Below are 20,906 nucleotides of genomic sequence, written 5' to 3'. Positions count from 1 at the left end.
CCGGAGGTCGGTCCCGGGCAGGAACCGCTCTTTCCACCCACTCTTGGACCGCCCGTCCCCCCCACACCTGGGGGGCGCCGGGTCAGGCTCCGAGCAGACCCCGCACGTAGCCGATCTGACCGAGGTGCTCGAGGTCGTCGGAGAGCACGCTGACCAGCCGCACCCCGAGGGTGACCGGCGGATCCCAGGAGGTGTCCACCACACCGTCCAGGTCGGCGTCGGTCAGCCCGCGCAGGAAGTCCACCGACCGGGCGTGCACGTCGTCGGCGTACCCGGTCAGCAGGTCGACCGACGGGATGCGGACGGCGGCCACTTGCTCGGCATCGAACCCGTAGCCGGTCGCGCCGGCGTCGAACGGGAGGCCGAAGCGTCCGGCCCACCCTTGGGCCGTCCAGGCCTGCTCGTGCCCGGCGACGTCCGAGAGGTGATCGTCCTGCATCCGGAGGAGGTGCCAGGCCAGCCAGCCGATCGGGTTGGTCGCCGGGCCGGGCCGGCGGTGCAGGTGCTCGGGGCCCAGGTCGTCGAGGCTGCGGTGCACACCGCCGTGCACCCGGTCGTAGGCGTGGACCAGGAGCTCGGCGGTGCGCACGTCGTCGTCCTACTGGCCGCGCAGCTCACGGCGGAGGATCTCGCCCGTGACCGTCTTGGGCAGCTCGTCGAGGACGACCACGCTGCGCGGGTACTTGTAGGCGGCCATCCGCTGCTTGCAGTGCGCGATGAGCTCCTCGGCGGTCGCCGTCGCACCGGGCCGGAGGCTGACGAACGCCTTCACCGTCTCGCCGCGCTTCTCGTCGGGGACGCCGACGACCGCGGACTCCCGGACGGCGGGGTGTTCGGCCAGCACGTCCTCGACCTCGCGGGGCCAGACCTTGTAGCCCGACGCGTTGATCATGTCCTTCTTGCGGTCGACGATGAACACCCAGCCGTCGGGGTTCATGAACCCGACGTCGCCGCTCTTGAGCGCGCCGCCGGGCAGGTTCGCCGCCGTCTCCTCGGGCTTGGCCCAGTAGCCGGCGACGACCTGCGGCCCCTCGGCCACGATCTCCCCGACCTCGCCGAGCGGGAGGTCGCGGCCCTCGTCGTCCTGGATGCGCACCACCGTGTTCGGCGCCGGGACGCCGACCGACAGCGCCCCCGAGGTCGGGTCCACCGGCGACGGTGACCCGAACGGCGTCACCGTCATCGGCGACGTCGTCTCGGTGAGGCCGTAGGCGTTGTGCACCTGCTTGCCGGTCGCGGCCAGGAAATTCTGCTCGGCGGTGGGGGAGATGGCCGCACCGCCGGAGTAGATGGAGGTGAACGAGGCGAAGTGGTCACGCGTGAACCCCGGGGCGTTGAGCAGCGCGCTGAACGCGGTGATGGCGCCGATGGTGAAGGCCGGGTGGTGCTCGGCGAAGGCGTCGAGCACCACCTGGGGCTCGAACCGGTAGGCCAGCACGAGTGGCGCCGGGGCCAGCAGGCTCACCGCGATGTGCCCGATCAGCCCGGTGATGTGGAACAGCGGGGCGATGCCGAAGATGGCGCCGTCCCGGCCGGCGTGCACCCAGTCGCGGTAGATCTGGGCGGTGAACACCACGTTCCGGTGGGTGTTCATCGCACCCTTCGGCACGCCGGTCGTGCCCGACGTGTAGGTCAGGAATGCGACGTCGTCGGCCCGGAGCCCGACCGGCGGCGGGGACTCGCCGCGGTGGGCGGTGATGAGCTCCATGAGGTCGGTCGTGCCCTCGTGCCGCTGCCGGGTGGTGCCGGCGAACAGCCGCTCGTCGTCGCGAGTCTGGAACTCCAGCTCGCTGGTGGTCAGCACGAGGCGCACGTCGGTGTCGGGGACCACCTCGCGGGCCACCCCGTCGTAGAGCGCCTCGAGCGACAGCAGGACCGCTGCCCCGGAGTCCTTGAGCAGGTACGAGAGCTCCCGCTGCCGGCTCATCGGGTTGGTCGACACCATGGTGCCGCCGGCCTTCCACGAGGCGACCATCGCGATGACGAACTGCGGCACGTTCTGCAGGTAGACCGCCAGCCGGTCACCGGGGCCGAAGCCGTGCGCGAGCAGGCCGGCGGCCAGTCCGTCGCTGAGCTCGTCGAGCTCCTGCCGGGTGATCGCGCCGTCGAAGTACCGCAGCGCCACCGCCGCGGGGTCGCGCGCCACCCCGGCCCGGAACATGTCCAGCGCGGTTTCGAACTCGATCTCGTAGTCGGCCGGCTGGTCCCCGTAGATCTTCAGCCAGGGCCGCTCGTCGTAGGCGCTCATGCCGGGCTACTTGATGACGACCGGGTTGACCGGCGTGCCCGCCGCCTTGGCCACCGTGAGCGGCGCGGCGACGTAGAGGAGGGCGTACTGCCCGTCCTCGGCGCAGTCCGCCACGCCGTTGTCCGGGTCGGAGATGACCTCGTTGGCGATCGTGAGCACCTTGCCGGAGCGGACAAGCTCGACCGCCCCGACCACCTGCTCCGGACGGAGGCGGTTGAGCTCGATCACCTCGTCGTCGGGCCCCCACTGGCCCCAGTTGGTGGACGTGTCCTCGGGGAGCTCACCGAGGTAGCGCGCGGTCGGGGGTGTCCGTCACAGAGGCCTCCAGAGCCGGAAGAGGCCCGTCCGTCGACGGGCGGGGCGGCGCTCTGGACTATCCGCCCGCGTGGTGCCGACCACAACCACTGTGCAACATTCGGTGCAACCGAGCCCGTACTCCGCCCGAGCAGCCCAGGGGGACCCATGACGAGCACCGTGCCCGGCAACCCGGAGTCGGTGTTCACGTACGGCGCGCCGCAGCTGAAGTTCGGCAGCGGCGCCTCCGACGAGGTCGGCTACGACCTCAGCCGCTACGGGGTACGGCGGGTGCTCGTGGTGACCGATCCGGGCGTCGCGGCCACCGGGCATCCGCAGCGGGTCGCCGAGCAGATGGGCCGGTTCGGCATCGAGGCCCGTGTGTTCGACGGCGTCCACGTCGAGCCGACCGACGTCAGCCTGATCGCGGCGATCGAGGAGGCCCGGTCCTCGGGTCCGTGGGACGCGTTCGTCGCCGTGGGCGGTGGGTCGAGCATCGACACCGCCAAGGCGATCAACCTGCTCACCACCAACCCCGGCGAGCTGATGGACTACGTCAACGTCCCTGTCGGCAAGGGGCAGGCGCCGTCGGAGCCGCTGAAGCCGCTGGTCGCCGTCCCGACGACGACGGGCACCGGCTCGGAGAGCACCACGATCTGCGTGATGGACGTGCTGTCGTTGAAGGTGAAGACGGGGATCAGCCATGCCCGGCTGCGACCGACCCTGGCGGTCATCGACCCCGATCTGACCCGCAGCCAGCCCGCCGGCGTCACCGCAGCCTCGGGGATGGACATCCTGTGCCACGCGCTGGAGAGCTACACCGCCCGCTGGTACACCAGCTACGAGCGCAAGTCGCCCGAGGAGCGGGTGCCGTACTGCGGCTCCAACCCGATCTCGGACATGTGGTCGGAGAAGGCGCTGACCCTGCTGGCCGGCTCCATCCGCACCGCCGTCCGCAACGGCGACGACGTGCAGGCGCGGTCGGACATGGCGATCGCGGCCACCTTCGCAGGCATGGGGTTCGGCAACGCCGGCGTGCACATCCCGCACGCCAACGCCTACCCGATCGCCGGGCAGGTGAAGGACTTCCACCCGAAGCACTACCCGGTCGGCGAGGCGATGGTCCCGCACGGGATGTCGGTCGCCCTGACCGCGCCGGAGGCCTTCCGGTTCACCTTCGAGGCGTCCCCCGAGCGGCACCTGCGGGCCGCCGAGCTGCTCGCTCCGGGCGCCGAGCGCCCCTCGGACCTGTCGGAGTTCCTGCCCACCGTTCTCGCCGACCTGATGCGGGACATCGACATTCCCAACGGGGTCGGCGCCGTGGGCTTCGGCGAAGGCGACATCCCCGATCTCGTCGACGGCGCGATGAAGCAGCAGCGGCTGCTCGCCACCTGCCCGCGGGAGGTCACCGAGGACGACCTGGCCGGCATCTTCCGGCGGTCGATGTCCCTCTGGTGAGAGGGGTCAGCGGGGGGCGACGACGGTCTTGGTGACCTGCCCGGTCGCGACCAGCTGACCGTCGACGGTGGCCTCGGCCCGCATGAACGCCACGGCCCGGCCGCGGCGCAGCACGGTGCCGACGACGTCGACGGTGGCCCCGGCGCGCACCGGGCGGAGCAGCGAGGCGGCGACGTCGTGGGTCACCGCGTGCTCGCCGTCGCCCAGGCTGGGCAGCAGGGCCAGGAACGAGGCCACGTCGAGGAGTGCGTAGACGATGCCGCCGTGCAGCATCTCCGCCTGGTTCTGCGCGGCCGGGCCGACGGGGAACCGGATGCCGGCCGAGGGGTCGGACTCGTCGCGCAGCTCCACCCCGAGGTACCGGTGCAACGGGATGTCGAGCACCCCCTGGATGCGGGGATCGCGGGCGCTGGGGACGGTCACGGCGGAGCTCCTCGGGTGGCCGGGCATGGTAGCGGCGGCGGCCGGTGGCCGCCGCCGTGGCGTGTGGAGACGTCCGATCGTCCACAGTGCCCCGTGCACGCCCTCCGGTGGGTGCCCGCACCGCCCTACGCTGCCGCCGGTCGGGCAAGCGGAGGGGTGGTGGGGCAGGCGTGTACGGAGATCCCGCTGCACTCGATGCGCTCGCCGACGAGCTCTGCGGGCGAGCCCGGCAGGTCCGCACCGCCGCCGATGAGCACCGGCGGGAGGGACACCGGGCTCGCTGGGTGTCGGAGGCGGCTGCGGCCTACCGTCGGCAGCTGGCCGGCGACTGCGCCGCGGTCGACGCCGCGGCCGACGGGCTGGACGCCGCCGCCGACCTGCTGCGCCGGCACGCCGACGAGGTCCGCGATCGGCTCGCGGCCATCGCCCGCGCCGAGCGCGAGGTGCGCGCATGGTCGGCCGAGCGGGCAACCCGCAGCGACGAGCTGCTCGAGGACGTGGGCAGCGTGCTCGCCGAGCTGCCGGAGGCCGGTGCGGAGGCGTGGCGGCAGGCCGCGGTCCGCCTGAGCCGGCTGGGCCTGTGGTGACCGGGCGCGGCGGGGATGTGCGCATCACGGTGCGCTCCGGAACGGCGCCGCCGGTGCCGTCCGCTCCGGCCCGGCGCCTGCTCCTGACCGCCGCGGAGTGGGCCGTGCTCGTGGCGGAGTGGCCCGGTGCCTTCCCGTCCGGGCTCCCGGTCGAGGTGCCCGGGAGCGGGCAGCCGAACGACGCCGTCGCCGCGCTGGTGGCACGCGGGGTGCTGCGTGCACCGGTCGGCGGCCCGGTCGAGCCGGTCCCCGCCGTCGCCGCCGATCTGGCGGTGCTGCGCCGGCCGCTGCTGGCGGTGCGGCTGGAGACCGGCGGCCGGACCGGGAGGCGGCACGGCTGGTTCGCCCTCGGGGCGGAGGTGGTCGTGGTCGTGCTGACCCTGCCGGACGGCGGGATCGAGCTGTCCCTGGCCCCCGCCGCCGGTCTCGGTGCCGAGCTGGCACGGGCTGTGCCGGAGGCCGCCGCCGTGACGGGGCCGACCGCCCGCGGTGGCGCCCCGCCGACCGGGGCCCTGCCGCTGGGCCTGCTGGACGCCGCACCGGCGGGGAGGGGTGGGCCGCCGCCGACCGCGGCGGAGGCGGCGCTGGCCGGGGAGCTGCTGCGGCGCACGGCCGGATCGCTCGACTGCCTCGTGCTGGGGGGCGCCGGTGGACCGGTCGGGGCCGGGCAGGTCTCGTGGCTGGCCACCGACGGCGGCTGGGTCGGCCTGCGTCCCCACCCCGGCGGCTCGCCGCGGCGGGTCGTCGACGTGGTGCCGGTGCGGCCGGCCGATCTCGGTGCCTGGATCGCGCCGACGGTGGCGGCGCTCCTGGAAGGCCGGGCGTGACCGCACCGGGGATCTCGGTCCGCGGCGGCGCCGGCGGGATCGAGGCCGACCTGGCCGACCTGGTCACCCTCGCCCGCGGCAGCACCGGTCTGGCCGAGGAGCTCGCGAGCGCCAGCGCCCGCTGCCGCCCGGTGCTGGCCGACCCCGACCTGCTGGCCTCCGCCCTGCTCGACCCGGCAGGCGTGGCCCGGTTCGATGCCGCGCTGCTGGACGCGCTGGACGGCCCGGACGGGCTCACCGTGCTCGCCGCGCGGTTCGCCGCCCGGGCGGTGGTCCTGCAGGGCGCGGCCGCCGCCTACGAGGCCGCGGACCGCGCACTGGCCGAGCTGGCCGACGCCCTGGAGTGGGCCACCGGGTTCCTCTGGCCGGTTGCGGCAGGGGCACTGGTCCTCGGCGGCGCCGGCCGGGTCGCAACCGACCCCTTCGGGGTCGCGGCCGACGTCGCCGCCGTGCTCGACGACCCCGAGCGCTGGGTGACCGAGCACCCCGGGCTGGTCGACGACGTCATGGGCGCGCTGCCCGGTCTCGGCAGCAGCATCAGCCTGCTGACCGTCGGGCTGACCGGGCCGTGGCTCGGCGGGGCAGACGTCCGGGTGGCGGCTCGGCGGCTCGGCCGGCTGTGGCCGGACGGGAGCCCGGTGGTCACGCCGTTGCCCGGCGACGACTCGGGACCCGCGGTCGTCGCACCGCGGGGCGTGGACGACTTGCTCGGGGCGCTCGAGGTCCGCGCGCTGCGCTCCGGCCCCGAGCACGACACGATCGCCGTCCGGGTGGTCACCTCCGCCAACGGCAGCACCGCCTACGTCGTCGACATCCCCGGCACCGCCGACTGGAAGGCGCCGTTCGGGCCGGTCAACCCGCAGACCCACGACCTGGGCACCAACGTTCGGGTGCTCGGCGGCGACGCCACCACCCGTCAGCAGGCGATCGCTGAGGCGCTTCGGCGAGCGGGGGCAGGCCCCGCCGACCCGGTGATGCTCGTCGGGCACAGCCAGGGCGGCATGGTCGCCGTCCAGGCGGCCGCCGACGCCGGCACGCCGGACTTCGACTTCGACGTGCGCAGCGTGGTCACCACCGGCTCACCCATCGCGCGGGCGGAGGTGCCGTCGTCGGTGCAGGTGCTGGCGCTGGAGAACGCGCACGACGTCGTTCCGCAGCTGGACAGCCGGGACAACGACGACAGCCCGAACGTCACCACGGTCACCTTCGACGGCCAGTACGGCAGCATCGCGGACAACCACGGCATCGGGACGGCGTACCGGTCGGCCGCCCGCGCCATCGACGCCAGCGACGACCCGTCGTTGGTCGCCTTCCGGGCCGGCGCCGCGCCCTTCCTGGTCGGGCCCGGAGAGGAGGCGACGGTGGTCGCGCACGTCTACGAGATCGGCAGGAGATGACCCGGCGCCCCGACCCGACCGACGGCCTGCCGCCTCACGGGCGGCGCGGCCGTGCTGGTGCTGGCGGGCTGCGGGCCCTCCGGGGATCCGGCGGTGCCCATCGAGACGATCGGCATCGGGATCGGGCGGCAGCTCGTCGCCCGTGACGACGTGGTCGACCCGGTCGAGCCGGCGAGGGGTGTGCGATCGCGGTCGACCTGCTCGACGGGGCCCAGCGCGCGCCGCTGGAGGCGAAGGGGGACCCCGGCCGCAGTAGTGCTGCGCCGGCGCCTTGGGCCCCTCGTCCTGGACGGTTCGGCAACTCCGCAGCCTCTGAGCACCAGGGCGTCGGGGGCGCGGTCGGCGCGTCGACGGCTCGTCCTCGTCGCCGTGGCGCCGGGCACGATTCGGGCATCGATGGCGGTGGATCGTCCCGACGAGGCGGAGATCACGGTTCGTGCTGCGTTTGAGGTCGAGGCGGAGCCTCATCCTGCGCAGCAGGGGGCTGCGCCGACGCCCCCGCGTCGTGCCACCTCCAGGGCGCGGGGGCGGCGGCGGTGCCACCACGAGGCGTGAAAGCGCAGGTCAAGACCGGTGGGGCGGGTGGGGCTCGAACCCACGACCCAGGGATTATGAGTCCCATGCTCTGACCGGCTGAGCTACCGCCCCTGCGTTGACAGCCTGCCAGATCGAGGCGACGCACCGCTCGGACCCGCCCGTGTCAGGAGGTGCGTCTCGTTACCGGGCTGTGACATCTGGCCGATCCGCTTGTACTGTCTGCCGCGGTCCACCTGACCTCGCTCCCGAACCCGGGGGCTCGGGCGGACCCCGCCGAACCGTGCGGCCGGATGGCCGGATGGACCGGGGACCCATGTTCTCTGGGGTGAATCCCGCCTGCGCCTCCACGGGCAGGTGGGTAGGGCCACGTTCCGGCCCGAACCCGTCAGCTGACCTGGTAGGCGGACCGAGGAACGGAGACCGTCGCCTTGGCGACCTCGCACGACCAGCACCACCCCACCGTGCCGACTCGCGGGGGCCTCCGCCGCATCGGTCGGGCCGCCACCGCACTGACCGCTCTGCTGGCCCTCTCCCTGCTGGGGACGACGGCTGCGACGGCCGCACCCGGCGACGCGAAGAGCGAGCACGACCGCGTCGCCCAGGAGGTCGCCTCCATCGAGCAGCGGGTCAAGGACGCCGAGGCCCGGCTGGAGCAGATGACGCTCCGCGCCGAGGAGGCCAGCGGCGCCGTGCTGCAGGCGGAGGCCGAGCTGGCGACCGCCCAGCAGCACGCCGACGCCATCGCGGCCGAACTCGCCGCTGTCCGCGCGGCCGTGGCGCGCACCCAGGGCGACGTCGCGGCCCTCGGCCGGGAGGCCTACATGGGCCAGGACGAGACGTTCAGCGAGATGGAGATGGTGCTGCACGCCGAGGGCCCCGGAGAGCTGCTCCAGCAGGCCGCCACGCTCGAGCTCCTCGGCGAGGACCGGGCCGAGGTGCTCGAGGAGCTCCGGGTGGCCGAGGCGCGGGAGGCCCGGCTGGACGAGGAGGCGCGCGCCGCCGTCGCCCAGCGGGACGCGGCCGCACGCACCGCCCAGGAGGCCCAGGTGGCCGTCGATGCCCTCCTCGCCGAGGCGCAGGCCGAGTTCGACGCGCTCAGCGCGGAGAAGGCGGCGCTGGACGAGCAGCTGCGCGAGGCGGAGATCCGGATGCTGAGCATGCAGGGCACCGCCGATCCGGCGGGTACCTGGAACCAGCTCCAGGCCGCCGAGCAGGCCGTCGGCGCGGTCACCGCGGCCGGTGGTGGCACCGGTCTCACCCAGGGCCGGGTCACGTCCTGCTACGGCGCCCGCTGGGGCACCATGCACCTCGGCGTGGACATCGCGGCGTCGATCGGCACCCCGATCTTCACGCCGGAGCCGGGCGTCGTCCTGCAGGCGGGGCCGGCCAGCGGGTTCGGTCTCGCGGTCGCCATCCAGCACCACGACGGCGTGATCACCGTCTACGGCCACATCAACCAGTTCTTCGTGACTCCGGGCCAGGTCGTGGAGGGCGGTCAGCAGATCGCCGAGGTCGGCAACCGCGGCCAGTCCACCGGGCCGCACCTGCACTTCGAGGTGCACCGCGGGGGCCTCTACGCCGACCGGACCAACCCGGTGCCGTGGCTGGCCCAGCGCGGCATCTCCCTCGGCGGCAGCTGCGGCTGATCCGGCTCGTCCGCATCGGCCGCACGGCGTCGTCCAGGATGGTGCCGTGCGGACGACGGCGGGGGAGGGCACCTGGCTGCGCGCCGGGCTGCTCGTCGCGCTGCTGCTCGCGGGGGTGGTCGTGGCCCTCGTCGTCGACCTCCCCGGCCGGACCACGGTGCGCGGCTGGATCGAGCACGGGGACGCCGGCACCTGGGCGCTGCTGATCGCCGGCCAGGTGGCGGTGCTGCTGGCGCCGGTGCCGCGTTCGCTGGTCGCCGCGCTGGCCGGGGCCGTCCTGGGCTTCGGCTTCGGGGTGGCCGTGGTGCTCACCGGCTCGCTGCTGGCGGCCCTGGTCGCCTTCGCGCTCGCGCGCGGGCTGGGCCGGCCGGCTGCCGAGCGGCTGGCGGGCCCGCGGGTGAGGAGCGCCGACCGGTTGTTCACCGACCGGGGCTTCGTCGCCGTGCTGGCGGGCCGGCTGATCCCGATGATGCCGTTCGTCGTGGTCAACTACGCCGCCGGCCTCAGCGGCGTCCGGCCGCGGACCTACGTGGCCGCCACCGCGGTCGGGCTGGTGCCCGGCACGGTGGTCCAGGTGGGCGTCGGCGCCTCGGCGGGTGCCGTCGTCGCGTGGGTGGGCACGCCGTCGGCCCTGCCGGTCGTCGCTGTCGTGGTCGTGCTGGTCCTCGGCGTCGCCGCCGCCTGGCACCGGTGGCGGCGACGCCGGGCGGAGCCAGGAGCGGATCTAGCCGCGCCCGAACAACCGGCCCAGCAGCCCCCCGGCGCCGCCCACGGTGCGCGCCGCGAGCTGCAGGATCGGCCCGCCGGGGATGCCCGGCACCTTCTGGACGATGGGCGCGAGCTGCAGCAGCCCGCCGACGTCGTGCACCTTGAGCGCGCGGCGGGCCACAGCCGGAACCGGGTTGACCCGGCCGGAGGCGGCATCGAGAAGCAGGTCGGCCGCGGCCTCGACGGCCGGCCCGTCGACGACGCCGGCCGGCACGCGGCGCACCTGCCAGCCGCCTCCGTGCGCGGTGAACCCCCAGCCCCCGTCCGGCGTGACGAGGCTGACGCGCCCGGAGATGCCGGTCGAGGCGGCCAGGGCACCGGTCACGTCGGTCAGCGCCGCCAGGCCGGACTGCAGGACGTCCGCCGGCGGCGGCTCGGCCCCGCACGAGACGAGGTCCAGTCCGTGGACGGCGAGCTCGTAGGCCTGGCCGAGCACGACGCTCAGCAGCGGTAGCCGGCCCACGACGGAGACCGCCGGTGCGGTGTCGAGCTCCACGGGCTCGTCGGCCAGGTAGCGCGCGGTCGTCTCGCGGTTGCGGCGCAGCGCGGCCAGCACCTCCTCGCGGGAGGCGTCGCGGTGCGCGGCCGTGACCCGGGCGTTCACCGCGTCGGGGTCCGGTGGCGTTCCCGGCCCACCGGCCCGCGCGGAGGCGATGAGGTCGTGCAGCGCGGCGTGGTCGTCCCAGCAGCCCAGGTGCACGCAGATCTCGTGCGCCCGCCAACCGGGCAGGCGCGACGGGCGGCCGAGGTCGATCGACGCGGCCTGCGCCAGGAAGGCATCCCACGCGCCGAGCACCATGCCGGCGACCTCGTCACGATCTGCCTCGGCCATCCCCTGGTGTCCGCCCACGTCAGGCCCCCTACCCGGGGCTCCGCCGGGCCAGGCATGGGAACGGCGACGCCGTCCCGCTCGGAAACGGGCCCAGCCGCCACCACCCCGGCCTGCTCGGTCCTGGGGCGGCAGCGGACGCACGCTTCGTGGTTCGACAACCATGGAAGGTAATCGCCGCCGGACGGTGCTCACGCCTCCAGCCGCGTCGCCACGTGACTCTCCGTGAACGGAATCCCGGAGTCCGGGCTCGGTGGCGTCGTCCGCTCCTCGCGCCGGACCGTCGGCCGGGCGTGGGAGCCTGTGAATAGCCTGGAGTGGCTGGACGTCGCCCGGTGGGCGTGGTAGTGGCGGGCTGACCAGCAACAAGGCGCCGAGCCCTGCATCACCGACCACTTTCGCCCCATCAGTCGCACCCGGGCTGGCGCGATGGGGTCACCATCGTGCAGACTTGTCGCGGGAGCCCTGCTCCGCCACTGCCGATAACGGCGCGTCACCGAATCGATGGGTCCGTAGGGGAAGACGAGACCGATCGAGTCGATGGAGGTGCCCCGTGCAGCGACGGTCAACCCAGGGTGTCGTCTTCGTGCACGCGTGCCCGAAGGCGCTCTGCCAGCACGTCGAGTGGGCGCTGGAACGCGTCGTCGGCGCGCCGGTCTCCCTGTCGTGGGCTGAGCAGCCCGCAGCGCACGGTTCCTACCGTGCTGAAGTGGCGTGGACGGGTTCGCCCGGTACCGGGGCCAAGCTCGTCGCTGCGCTGCGCGCGTGGCCGATGCTGCGCTTCGAGGTCACCGAGGAGGCCAGCCACGGCAACGATGGCGAGCGCATGTCCTACGTGCCCGGGCACGGGGTCTTCCGGGCGCCGACCAGCGCCAACGGCGACCTCATCGTCACCGAGCAGCAGCTGCGCCACCTGGCCGCCACCGCGACGTCGATCGAGGCGTTCCGCCACGGTGTCGACCAGCTGCTGGGCGCGGCCTGGGACGCCGATCTCGAGGTCTACCGGCACGCCGGCGACGGCAGCCCGGTGACCTGGCTCCACCAGGTCGTCTGAGAGAGACCCCGCCGCTGGCACGGGCGCGGCGGGGTCGTCGGGTAACAACTCCGCTACGACACTCCCGGCCTGACCGGGACGGCGTCGTAGCCTGGGCCGGTCGTCCGGGCGCCGTCGGGGAAGCGGCGCCCGGACGACCCACCACGTCTCCGCGGCTCGGACGCGGAGGCGGGGCCGCTGACGCGGGCACTCCGGCGCCGGGATGCCCGCCGGGGGACACCGTCGGGCACGCGGCCACCGGGCGGCGCCCCGCGGCGGAGATCAGAGCGGGATGTTCCCGTGGGCCCCGCGACCGAGCGGCGCGGCCGCGAGCGCCTCGATCAGCCGCCTGCGCGTCTGCGCCGGCTCCACCACCTCGTCGACGACGCCGATCTGCAGCGCCCGGTTCACCCCGCCGGCGATGCGCTCGTGCTCTTCGGCGAGCTGGGCGTGCAGCTCCTCGCGCTCGCCCGGCGGAACCGCGGCCAGCTTCTTGCGGTGCAGGATGCCGACGGCCGCCTTCGCGCCCATGACGGCGACCTCGGCGCCCGGCCAGGCGAAGACCGCGGTGGCGCCCAGCGACCGGGAGTTCATCGCGATGTAGGCCCCGCCGTAGGACTTCCGGGTCACCAGCGTCACCCGCGGGACGACGGCCTCGGCGAAGGCGTGCAGCAGCTTCGCCCCGCGGCGCACGACGCCGTCCCACTCCTGGCCCACGCCGGGCAGGTAGCCGGGGACGTCGACCAGCACCACCAGCGGGACGCCGAAGGCGTCACACATCCGGACGAACCGGGCCGCCTTCTCGGCCGACGCGGAGTCCAGGCAGCCGCCCAGGCGCAGCGGATTGTTGGCGATCACGCCGACCGTGCGCCCGGCCAGCCGGCCGAGGGTGGTGACGACGTTGGGCGCGAACCGCGGGTGCAGTTCCAGGCCCGGCCCGTCCAGGACCGACGACACCAGCGGCTTCACGTCGTAGGCCCGGTTGGTCTGCTCGGGCAGCAGCGCCCCGAGGTCGGCGGCCGCTTCGGCCCGGGCGGACCCGAAGGTGCCCTGGGCGGCGAGCAGGTCGACGGCGAGGCGGGCGGTCTCCAGCGCGGCCGGCTCGGAGTCGGTGACGACGTGCACCACCCCGCTGCGCCGGCCGTGGGTGTCCGGGCCGCCGAGGCTCTCCATGTCCACGTTCTCGCCGGTGACCGAGCGCACCACCTCGGGGCCCGTGACGAACACCCGGCCGGCGGGCCCCATGATCACCAGGTCGGTGAGGGCCGGGCCGTACGCCGCGCCACCGGCGGCGGGGCCGAGCACCACCGAGATCTGCGGGATGCGCCCGGAGGCCCGCACCATGGCCGCGAACACCTCACCGACGGCGTGCAGCGCGGTCACCCCCTCCGCCAGCCGGGCCCCGCCGGAGTGCCAGATGCCGATCACGGGCACCCGCTCGCGCAGCGCAGCGTCGACCGCGTCGACGATGTGCCGGCAGCCGTCGACCCCCATCGCGCCCCCCATCACGGTGGCGTCGGTGCAGAAGGCGATGGCCGGGCTGCCGGACACCGTGCCGCGGGCCGCCAGCACCCCGGAGGTGTCCCGGGCGCCGAGCTGCTGCATCGACCCGTGGTCGAAGAAGCGCCGCAGCCGGTCCTCGGGGTCGCGCGGGTCGGGGCTGGTCACGGCGGGCGCCGCCTGGACTGTCGTCACGGGTACCTCCGGGTCGTGTGGCCCCGTCCGGAGGCTCTCCCCGAGCCTGCGAGGGGTGAGAGGGACGGGGTCCGTCTTCAGGCGGTGGTGAAGACCAGCGCGATGTTGTGCCCGCCGAAGCCGAAGGAGTCGTTGACCGCTGCGGTGAGTTCAGCCCGGCGTGGCTCGCGCCGGACGATGTCGAGGGCCTGGACGGCGGCGTCGTCGTCGGGGTCGTCGAGGTTCGCCGTCGCGGGGACGACCTGCTCGCGCAACGCGAGGATGGTGAAGACCGACTCCAGTGCCCCGGCGGCGCCGAGCAGGTGCCCGGTCTGGCTCTTGGTGGCGCTGACCAGCACGTGCTCGCCCAGGGAGGAGCGGATGGCCGAGGCCTCGGCGGTGTCGCCGACCGGGGTGGACGTGGCGTGGGCGTTGACGTGCCCGACGTCGGTGGGGGAGATGCCGGCGTCGCGCAGGGCGGCGGTGATCGCGCGGGAGGCACCCTCGCCCTCCGGGTGCGGGGCCACCAGGTCGTAGCCGTCGGCGGTGCCGCCGGCGCCGGCCAGCTTCGCGTGCACCCGGGCCCCCCGGGCGGCGGCGGAGTCGGCCCGCTCGAGCACCAGGGCAGCCGCGCCCTCGCCGAGGACGAAACCGTCCCGGGCCTTGTCGAACGGGCGGGACGCGCGCTCGGGCTCGTCGTTGCGGGTGGACATCGCGCGCATGGCGGCGAACCCGGCCATCGGCAGCGGGTGGACGCAGGCCTCCGCGCCGCCGACCAGGACGATGTCGGCCCGGTCGAACCGCAGCAGGTCCAGGCCCCAGCGGATGGCCTCGGCGCCGGAGGCGCAGGCGCTGACCGGCGCGTGCACGCCGCCCTTGGCGCCGATGGCCAGGCCGACGGCGGCGGCCGGACCGTTGGGCATGAGCATCGGGATGGTGAAGGGGGAGACCCGCTTGGGCCCCTTCGTCTCCAGGACGTCGTCCTGCCCGAGCAGGGTCAGCGCGCCACCGATCCCGGTGCCGAAGACCACCGCGATCCGCTCGGGGGCGACGCCGGCGTCGGCGGCACCGGACTCGGCCCAGGCCTGCTCGGCGGCGATGACCGCCACCTGCTGGCTGCGGTCCAGCCGGCGGGCGCGGACCCGGTCGATCTGCTCGGCGGGGTCGGCCGCCAGCCGGGCGACGAGCTGGGCGGGGAACTCCTGCACCCACTCGTCGGTGATCCGGCTGACGCCCGAGCGCCCGGCGAGCAGGGCGTCCCAGGTGCTGGCCACGTCGCCGCCGAGCGGCGTGGTGGCACCCAGGCCGGTGACGACGACGTCGGTGGTGGACGGGCTCATGGGATCTCCTCGTGCGGACGACGGCCGGGTGGGCCGGATCGGGGGGCGCGGGTCCCGCCGGCGATCGGCCGGCGGGACCCGCGGGGCTCAGCCCTGGTTCTTCTCGATGAAGCTGATCGCGTCGCCGACGGTCTTGATGTTGGCGAGCTGGTCGTCGGGGATGGCGACGCCGAACTTGTCCTCGACGGCGGTGGCGATCTCGACCATCGACAGCGAGTCGACGTCGAGGTCCTCGGTGAAGGACTTCTCCGGGGTGGCGTCGGCGGGCGACACCCCGGCGACCTCCTCCAGGATCTCGGCCAGACCGGACTGGATCTCCTGGGTGCTCACGCGGGTCCTCTCTCTCGGATGGGGCGGGCATGGCCCGCCGACGTCCGGGACACGGTGTCCCGGCGAACTGGGGTGGTGGCGCTCACGGGAGGACGACGACCTGCCCGGCGAAGGTCAGCCCCGCTCCGTACCCGAGCAGCAGGGCGACGTCGCCGGTCTTGGCCTCGCCGCTCTCGAGCAGGGCCGACAGCGCGAGCGGCACCGAGGCCGACGACGTGTTGCCCGAGCGCACGATGTCGCGGGCGATGACGGTCCGCTCGGGCAGCTTCAGCCGCTTGGCCATCAGCTCGATGATCCGCAGGTTCGCCTGGTGCGGGGCGAACACGTCGATGTCGTCGGGGCCGACGCCGGCGCGGCGCATCGCCTCGACGAGCGTGTCGGTCAGCTTGGTGGTGGCCCAGCGGTACACGGCCTGGCCGGCCATGCTCATCGCCACCTCGCCTTTGGGAATGGCGATGGCCTCGGCCTGGTCGCCGTCGCTGCCCCACACGACCGGGCCGATGGCGGGTTGGTCCGAGGCGCCCACGACGGCCGCGCCGGCGCCGTCGGCGAAGATGACCGCCGTCGCCCGGTCGTCGAGGTCGGTGTAGTCGGTGAGCCGTTCGCCGCCGATGACCAGCGCGTTGCGTGCCGAGCCGCTGCGGATCGCATCGGCCGCCGCGCTGAGCGCGTAGCACCATCCGGCGCAGCCGGCGTTGACGTCGAAGGCGCCGGGTCGGGGCGCGCCCAGCCGGTGGGCGACCTCCGGGGCGAGCCCGGGGATGGGCCGCGGCAGGCTGGCCGAGGCCACCAGCACCAGGTCCAGGTCGGCGGCGTCCAGCCCGCTGGCCGCCAGCGCCTTGCCGCCGGCCGCGACGCTCATCTCCAGCAGTGTCTCGTCGGGCTCGGCCCAGCGCCGCTCGGCGATGCCCACCCGGCTCTGGACCCACTTGTCGTTGGTGTCCATCCGCTGGGCGAGGTCGTCGTTGGTGACCCGCCGGCGGGGGCGGTAGCTGCCGAGCCCGAGGATGCGGGCGCCGGGGGCGCCGGCAGGTAGCTGGATCGGGGTCACGCGGTCACCTCCGGGTAGAGCCGGGCGATCGGATCGCCGGCGTCGACGAGGTCGCCCTCGTGGACCAGCCACTCGGCCAGCACGCCGTCGTAGGCGGCGGACACGTTGACCTCTTCCCTGCGGCCGCGGATGCAACCCAGGGGAGTGCCGGCGGGCAGGTGCGTGCCCTCGGCGACCTCCGCGGGGCTGACCGTGCCGCGGGCGGGGGCCACGACCATCCGCCAGTCGGGCAGGTGCTCGGCCTCCGCGCGGCCGCGCTCGGCGGCGATGAGCTCGCGGGCGCGGTCGAGGTCGTCCGGGGAGGTCACGGCGAGCACCTCGATGCCCGCGCCCTTCCACTCCCGCTTGGCCAGCCCGGCGAGCGCACCGGCCGGAGGGAGCTCGATGACGGCGGTGACGCCGAGCTGGCGCATGGTCGCCAGGCACGAGTCGAAGCGCACCGGGCTGGTGACCTGGCTGACGAGCCGGGACAGCGCCTGGGCGCCGGAGTCGACGGCCGCGCCGTCGGCGTTGGACAGCAGCAGCCTGCTGGGGTCGGCCGGCCGCAGCCCGCCGACCAGGCCCTCGAGCTCCTCGCGGGCCGGGGCCATGTACTCGGTGTGGAAGGCGCCGGCGACCGGCAGCGGCATCACCCGGGCCTTGGCCGGGGCCCCGTCCTTGAGCGCGGCGAGCCCGTCGAGCGGCCCGGCGGCCACGATCTGGCCGGCGCCGTTCATGTTGGCGGGGGTGAGGCCGTGTGCCGCGATGGCGGCGAGCACCTCGTCGGGGTCGCCGCCGAGCACGGCCGACATCCCGGTGGGCGTCCGGGCGCAGGCCGCGGCCATGGCCCGGCCGCGGACGGCGGTCAGCGCGATGGCCGCCTCCACGGACAGGACGCCGGCGAGCGCGGCTGCGGTGAGCTCGCCGACGCTGTGCCCGGTGATGACGACGTCCCGGCCGGTGTGGGGGGTGTGGGACACGGGGCCCGGGAGCCCGCCGAGCTCGCGGGCGACGAAGAGGCTCATCGCGACCACGAGCGGCTGCGTGACGGCGGTGTCCTTGATCGCCTCCGCGTCCCCGGTGGTGCCGAGCGTCAGCAGGTCCGCGCCGGAGATCGCGCCGGCCCAGCGGATGAACGGCTCCGCGCCGGGCAGGTCGAGCCAGTCGGTCAGCATTCCTGGCTTCTGGGCACCCTGACCAGGGGCGAGGACGGCGAGCACCCCATCACCGTGCCAGTGATCATCCGTTCCCGCGCGGCGCGGGCGAACGAAAGCGCACCGTTGATCTTTGTGGGATTCCTCCAACACATGCATGATCCACAGCCGGTGCGGGGCTCGATCGTGGTGGGAACCGCACGCCTGGTGACCTCGGAGGCCGGCTCAGTGCCAGAGCGACCGGTCGCGGTCCAGCTCGGCGAGGGCGAGGGCGATCTGCAGCGTCCAGCTGCCGCGCGGGTCGGTGGCGGACAGCCCGGTGAGCTCCGCGGCCCGCTTGAGCCGGTACCGCACCGTGTTGGGGTGCACGAAGATCGACCGGGCGCTCGCCTCCAGGTTGCCCCCGCTGCTCAGGACCGCCCGCACCGTCTCGAGCACCCCGCCGCCGGCCGAGCGCAGCGGCGCGGCCACCTGCTCCTGGAGGGCCACCCGGGCCAGCGGATCGCCGTCGAGCGCCCGCTCGGCCAGCAGCGCGTCGGCCGGCACCGGGCGCGGCGCCTCCGGCCAGGCGCGGGCCGCCCGCAGCCCGGCGAGCGCGGCCGCCGCGGAGACGGCCGCCCGCCCCAGCCCGTCGACCACCGGGCCGGTCACCACGGGCCCGTCGCCGAACTCGTCGCTGAGCCGCTCGGCCGCGCCCTCGAGGTCCTCGGTGCTGCCCAGCACGACCACCAGCTGCTCGGCGTGCACGCCGACCAGCACGTCGCAGCGCAGGCCGCGGGCGGTGCGGCGGACCGCGCCGTGCGGGTCGTCCACCCCCGTGGGGGCGGCGCCCACGACGACGAGGGCGGGGGTGCCGGCGGCCCAGCCCAGCGCCGCGGCCCGGCCGGAGAGCTCCTCGGACCGCTCGCCCCGCACCAGGGCGTCGACGGCCAGGGCCTCCAGGCGCGCGTCCCAGGCGCCCCGGTTCTCCGCGAAGCTGGCGTAGACGTGGGCGGTCGCGAAGGCGACCTCCCGGCTGAACTGCAGCACGGCCAGCCGCAGGGTGTCCTCGTCGCCGGGCTCGGCCACGGAGGTGACGCGCTCCTCCATCACCTCGACGGTGACCTTGATCAGGTCGACGGTCTGCTTCAGCGCCACGGCCCGCACCAGCTCCCGGGGCGCAGCGCCGAACACCTCTCCGGTGAGCCGTGGCGGACGCCCGGGGCTGCGGCACCACTCGACCAGGGAGGCGATCCCGGCCTGCGCCACGAGGGTGACCCACGAGCGCTGGTCGGCCGGCATGGCGCGGAACCAGGGCAGGTCGTCGTCCATCCGGGCGACGGCCTGGGTGGCCAACGACCCGGATGCTCGCTCCAGCCGCCGGAGCGTGGCGTCGCTCGGCGGGCGGTTGGTCACCCGGCTCACGCCGTCAGCGTGTCACGCCGGGCCGGGTCGGGGAGAGTGGAGTCGTGAACGTTCCCCCGGTCGGCGCCCTGCCCGGCGGCCGCGTCCCCCACCGCCGGCCATGACCGGGCCCGACTCCCGGGTGCTGCTCGCCCCCGACGACGGCTCCCTCGGCCCGCTGCTGCGGATCGCCGACGACCGGCTGGCCCCGGGGGTGGGCTACGGCGTGCACGAGCACCGGGCGGTCGACGTCGTCGCCGTCGTCCTGGCCGGGACGCTGACCCACCGCTGGGGGGCGGGGGCCGCCGTCGGCGCCGGTGACGTGGCGGTGCTGCGCGCCGGCACCGGCCTGGCGCACGACGAGGTGGCCGGCGACCGCGGCGCCCGGGTGCTGCAGTGCTACCTGCGCAGCGCGACCCCGGGAGTTCCGGCCGCGCACGAGGTGCACCGGGCGGCCGGTGGATGGCTCGACCTGGGCCGGGACGACGCCCGGCTGTGGGTGGGCCGGACGGTCCAGGGCGAGGAGGTGACCCCACCGGCGGGCGTCGTCCTGGTCGCCGGGGCCGCGGGCGTGCTCGTGCACGAGGCGGGCCCGGTCCGCGCGGGGGAGGCCGTGACCCTCGTGGTGTGGCAGGTGGACGCGGGACGCCCCGACTGGGCAGAGTCGTGAGCATGGAATCGGCCTCCGCGCAGGGTCCCGCCGCGAGCGTGCGAGCGGAGGGGGGCGAGGGGGACCTTCCGCTGCTCGCCGCCGCCTACTCCGACGCCGACCGCACCATCGAGCTGCGCCGGCGGCTGCACCGGCACCCGGAGATCGGGCTGCACCTGCCGCGCACGCAGGCCGCGGTGCTCGAGGCGTTCGCGGAGCTGCCGCTGGAGGTCACCACCGGGACGACGACCAGCTCCGTCGTCGCGGTGCTGCGCGGCGCGCGCCCGGGGCCGACCTACCTGCTGCGCGCCGACATGGACGCGTTGCCCGTGCACGAGGACAGCGGGCTGCCCTTCGCCTCGCAGGTTCCCGGCGCGATGCACGCCTGCGGGCACGACACCCACGTCGCCATGCTCGTCGGGGCCGCGCGGCTGCTCGCGGCCCGCCGGGAGGAGCTGGCCGGGCAGGTGGTCCTCATGGTCCAGCCGGGCGAGGAGGGCTTCCACGGCGCCCGGTACATGCTCGACGAGGGCCTGCTCGACGTCGTCCCGGAGGCGCCGGTGAGCGGCGCGTTCGCGCTGCACATCTCCTCCACGCTGCCCAGTGGGAGCGTCAACGTCCGGCCGGGGCCGATGATGGCCGCCGCCGACCAGTGGCGGATGACCTTGCGGGGCCGCGGTGGGCACGCCTCGGAGCCGCACGCGGCCGCCGATCCGATCCCGGTGGCGGCGGAGATCGTGCTGGCCCTGCAGGCCATGGTGACCCGGCGGGTCGACGTCTTCGACCCCGCCGTCGTCACCGTCGCGCACATCGAGGCCGGGTCCACGAACAACGTCATCCCCGACACCGCCTACCTGGAGGGGACGATCCGGACGCTCTCCGCGGAGCGCCGGGCCGACGTCGTCGCCTCGGTCCATCGGGTGGCCACCCACGTCGCCGCCGCGCACGAGCTGGAGCTGCACTGGGAGCACTTCGAGGGCTACCCGGTCACGATGAACGACCCCGGCATGGCCGCTCAGGTGCTGGAGACCGCTGCCGAGCTGCTCGGCCGGCAGGCGAGCGTGCTCATGCCCGCGCCGCTCATGGGGGCCGAGGACTTCTCCTACGTGCTCCAGCGGGTGCCCGGCGTCATGGCGTGGCTCGGTGCCCGCCCGCACGGCGTGGACCCGGCGACGGCCCCGCCCAACCACTCCAACCTGGCGGTCTTCGACGAGGAGCCGCTGCCCGCCGGGGTGGCCCTCTACGCGCAGATGGCCCTCCAGGCGTTGTCCGGCTGAACGCGGAACGGCCCGCCTCCCC

Annotated in this window: 19 protein-coding genes, 1 tRNA gene, 1 pseudogene and 1 riboswitch; of the genes and pseudogenes, 9 read left to right on the top strand and 12 right to left on the bottom strand. The window is 75.0% G+C overall.

Annotated elements, in window-relative coordinates; all coding sequences use genetic code 11:
* Positions 1 to 82: 82 nt before the first annotated feature.
* Genes ACI791_RS01080 through ACI791_RS01070 form a run of 3 tightly spaced genes read right to left on the bottom strand, consistent with a single transcriptional unit; the run spans position 83 to position 2,476 of the window.
* Positions 83 to 589: a mycothiol transferase gene (locus ACI791_RS01080; RefSeq protein ID WP_456584343.1), complete on the bottom strand. Its 507-nt coding sequence runs from the start codon at positions 587 to 589 to the stop codon at positions 83 to 85.
* A 9-nt stretch (positions 590 to 598) separates the two neighbouring features.
* Positions 599 to 2,248, bottom strand: a complete 1,650-nt coding sequence (locus ACI791_RS01075) for an AMP-binding protein (RefSeq protein WP_456584342.1) — start codon at positions 2,246 to 2,248, stop codon at positions 599 to 601.
* A 6-nt stretch (positions 2,249 to 2,254) separates the two neighbouring features.
* On the bottom strand, positions 2,255 to 2,476 hold the full coding sequence (locus tag ACI791_RS01070; RefSeq protein WP_456584341.1) for a hypothetical protein: 222 nt from the start codon (positions 2,474 to 2,476) through the stop codon (positions 2,255 to 2,257).
* A gap of 234 nt (positions 2,477 to 2,710) precedes the next feature.
* Here ACI791_RS01070 and ACI791_RS01065 point away from each other — a divergent pair, with 234 nt between their 5' ends.
* A complete protein-coding gene (locus ACI791_RS01065; protein WP_456584340.1) occupies positions 2,711 to 4,000 on the top strand; it encodes a hydroxyacid-oxoacid transhydrogenase in 1,290 nt (429 codons plus the stop codon).
* Between the two features lie 6 nt (positions 4,001 to 4,006).
* On the opposite strand, the gene ACI791_RS01060 is transcribed toward ACI791_RS01065, so the two are convergent.
* Complete coding sequence (locus tag ACI791_RS01060) at positions 4,007 to 4,423, bottom strand: PaaI family thioesterase (RefSeq protein ID WP_456584339.1); 417 nt, start codon at positions 4,421 to 4,423, stop codon at positions 4,007 to 4,009.
* A 170-nt stretch (positions 4,424 to 4,593) separates the two neighbouring features.
* On the opposite strand from ACI791_RS01060, the gene ACI791_RS01055 reads away from it, so the two are divergent.
* Genes ACI791_RS01055 through ACI791_RS01045 form a run of 3 tightly spaced genes read left to right on the top strand, consistent with a single transcriptional unit; the run spans position 4,594 to position 7,234 of the window.
* Positions 4,594 to 5,010: a hypothetical protein gene (locus ACI791_RS01055; RefSeq protein ID WP_456584338.1), complete on the top strand. Its 417-nt coding sequence runs from the start codon at positions 4,594 to 4,596 to the stop codon at positions 5,008 to 5,010.
* Between the two features lie 53 nt (positions 5,011 to 5,063).
* Positions 5,064 to 5,837 carry a hypothetical protein gene (locus tag ACI791_RS01050; protein WP_456584337.1) on the top strand — a complete coding sequence of 258 codons (774 nt, stop codon included), beginning with the start codon at positions 5,064 to 5,066 and terminating at the stop codon, positions 5,835 to 5,837.
* Positions 5,834 to 7,234 (top strand): esterase/lipase family protein, encoded by a 1,401-nt coding sequence (locus ACI791_RS01045; RefSeq protein WP_456584336.1) that lies wholly within the window; start codon positions 5,834 to 5,836, stop codon positions 7,232 to 7,234. Before ACI791_RS01050 ends, ACI791_RS01045 begins: the two co-directional genes overlap by 4 nt.
* A gap of 574 nt (positions 7,235 to 7,808) precedes the next feature.
* On the opposite strand, the gene ACI791_RS01040 is transcribed toward ACI791_RS01045, so the two are convergent.
* A tRNA-Ile gene (locus ACI791_RS01040) sits at positions 7,809 to 7,882 on the bottom strand.
* 150 nt (positions 7,883 to 8,032) lie between these two features.
* A riboswitch (cyclic di-AMP (ydaO/yuaA leader) is annotated at positions 8,033 to 8,189 on the top strand.
* A 10-nt stretch (positions 8,190 to 8,199) separates the two neighbouring features.
* Between ACI791_RS01040 and ACI791_RS01035 the strand changes: the two genes are divergently transcribed.
* The gene (locus tag ACI791_RS01035) at positions 8,200 to 9,417 is read left to right on the top strand and encodes a murein hydrolase activator EnvC family protein (RefSeq protein WP_456584335.1); all 1,218 of its coding nucleotides are present in this window, start codon (positions 8,200 to 8,202) and stop codon (positions 9,415 to 9,417) included.
* Between the two features lie 46 nt (positions 9,418 to 9,463).
* Positions 9,464 to 9,994: pseudogene (locus ACI791_RS01030) on the top strand (TVP38/TMEM64 family protein); the annotation flags it as partial.
* A 147-nt stretch (positions 9,995 to 10,141) separates the two neighbouring features.
* Here ACI791_RS01030 and ACI791_RS01025 read toward each other — a convergent pair.
* Complete coding sequence (locus tag ACI791_RS01025) at positions 10,142 to 11,017, bottom strand: maleylpyruvate isomerase family mycothiol-dependent enzyme (protein ID WP_456584334.1); 876 nt, start codon at positions 11,015 to 11,017, stop codon at positions 10,142 to 10,144.
* 550 nt (positions 11,018 to 11,567) lie between these two features.
* Between ACI791_RS01025 and ACI791_RS01020 the strand changes: the two genes are divergently transcribed.
* Entirely contained in the window at positions 11,568 to 12,068 is a 501-nt protein-coding gene (locus ACI791_RS01020) for a DUF3145 domain-containing protein (protein ID WP_347060091.1), read from the top strand.
* A 261-nt stretch (positions 12,069 to 12,329) separates the two neighbouring features.
* Here the strand turns inward: ACI791_RS01020 and ACI791_RS01015 are convergent, their stop codons facing one another.
* The 6 genes from ACI791_RS01015 to ACI791_RS00990 all read right to left on the bottom strand — a co-directional run bounded on the left by ACI791_RS01015 (position 12,330) and on the right by ACI791_RS00990 (position 18,979).
* Positions 12,330 to 13,742, bottom strand: a complete 1,413-nt coding sequence (locus tag ACI791_RS01015) for an acyl-CoA carboxylase subunit beta (protein ID WP_456584333.1) — start codon at positions 13,740 to 13,742, stop codon at positions 12,330 to 12,332.
* A 77-nt stretch (positions 13,743 to 13,819) separates the two neighbouring features.
* Complete coding sequence (locus ACI791_RS01010) at positions 13,820 to 15,061, bottom strand: beta-ketoacyl-[acyl-carrier-protein] synthase family protein (protein WP_456584332.1); 1,242 nt, start codon at positions 15,059 to 15,061, stop codon at positions 13,820 to 13,822.
* Between the two features lie 87 nt (positions 15,062 to 15,148).
* The gene (locus ACI791_RS01005) at positions 15,149 to 15,391 is read right to left on the bottom strand and encodes an acyl carrier protein (protein WP_347060094.1); all 243 of its coding nucleotides are present in this window, start codon (positions 15,389 to 15,391) and stop codon (positions 15,149 to 15,151) included.
* 82 nt (positions 15,392 to 15,473) lie between these two features.
* Positions 15,474 to 16,442: a beta-ketoacyl-ACP synthase III gene (locus ACI791_RS01000; RefSeq protein ID WP_456584331.1), complete on the bottom strand. Its 969-nt coding sequence runs from the start codon at positions 16,440 to 16,442 to the stop codon at positions 15,474 to 15,476.
* Positions 16,439 to 17,641 carry an acyltransferase domain-containing protein gene (locus ACI791_RS00995; RefSeq protein WP_456584330.1) on the bottom strand — a complete coding sequence of 401 codons (1,203 nt, stop codon included), beginning with the start codon at positions 17,639 to 17,641 and terminating at the stop codon, positions 16,439 to 16,441. The genes ACI791_RS01000 and ACI791_RS00995 overlap by 4 nt, the downstream gene beginning before the upstream one ends.
* A gap of 159 nt (positions 17,642 to 17,800) precedes the next feature.
* A complete protein-coding gene (locus ACI791_RS00990; RefSeq protein ID WP_456584329.1) occupies positions 17,801 to 18,979 on the bottom strand; it encodes a PucR family transcriptional regulator in 1,179 nt (392 codons plus the stop codon).
* A gap of 100 nt (positions 18,980 to 19,079) precedes the next feature.
* On the opposite strand from ACI791_RS00990, the gene ACI791_RS00985 reads away from it, so the two are divergent.
* Positions 19,080 to 19,628, top strand: a complete 549-nt coding sequence (locus ACI791_RS00985; protein WP_456584328.1) for a pirin family protein — start codon at positions 19,080 to 19,082, stop codon at positions 19,626 to 19,628.
* Between the two features lie 2 nt (positions 19,629 to 19,630).
* Positions 19,631 to 20,884, top strand: coding sequence for a M20 metallopeptidase family protein (locus ACI791_RS00980; protein WP_456584327.1), 1,254 nt, complete (start codon positions 19,631 to 19,633; stop codon positions 20,882 to 20,884).
* Positions 20,885 to 20,906 lie beyond the last annotated feature (22 nt).

Source organism: Blastococcus sp. SYSU DS0973 (genome assembly GCF_054051055.1).
Note: the sequence above shows the minus strand (reverse complement) of the source record. Positions and strands in the feature narration are given on the sequence as shown.

Excerpts from the sequence above, each read along its gene's own strand:
- ACI791_RS01075 (WP_456584342.1), bottom strand. The coding sequence starts at position 2,248 with ATGAGCGCCTACGACGAGCGGCCCTGGCTGAAGATCTACGGGGACCAG.
- ACI791_RS01065 (WP_456584340.1), top strand. The coding sequence starts at position 2,711 with ATGACGAGCACCGTGCCCGGCAACCCGGAGTCGGTGTTCACGTACGGC.
- ACI791_RS01025 (WP_456584334.1), bottom strand. The coding sequence starts at position 11,017 with ATGGCCGAGGCAGATCGTGACGAGGTCGCCGGCATGGTGCTCGGCGCG.
- ACI791_RS01010 (WP_456584332.1), bottom strand. The coding sequence starts at position 15,061 with ATGAGCCCGTCCACCACCGACGTCGTCGTCACCGGCCTGGGTGCCACC.
- ACI791_RS00985 (WP_456584328.1), top strand. The coding sequence starts at position 19,080 with ATGACCGGGCCCGACTCCCGGGTGCTGCTCGCCCCCGACGACGGCTCC.
- ACI791_RS00980 (WP_456584327.1), top strand. The coding sequence starts at position 19,631 with ATGGAATCGGCCTCCGCGCAGGGTCCCGCCGCGAGCGTGCGAGCGGAG.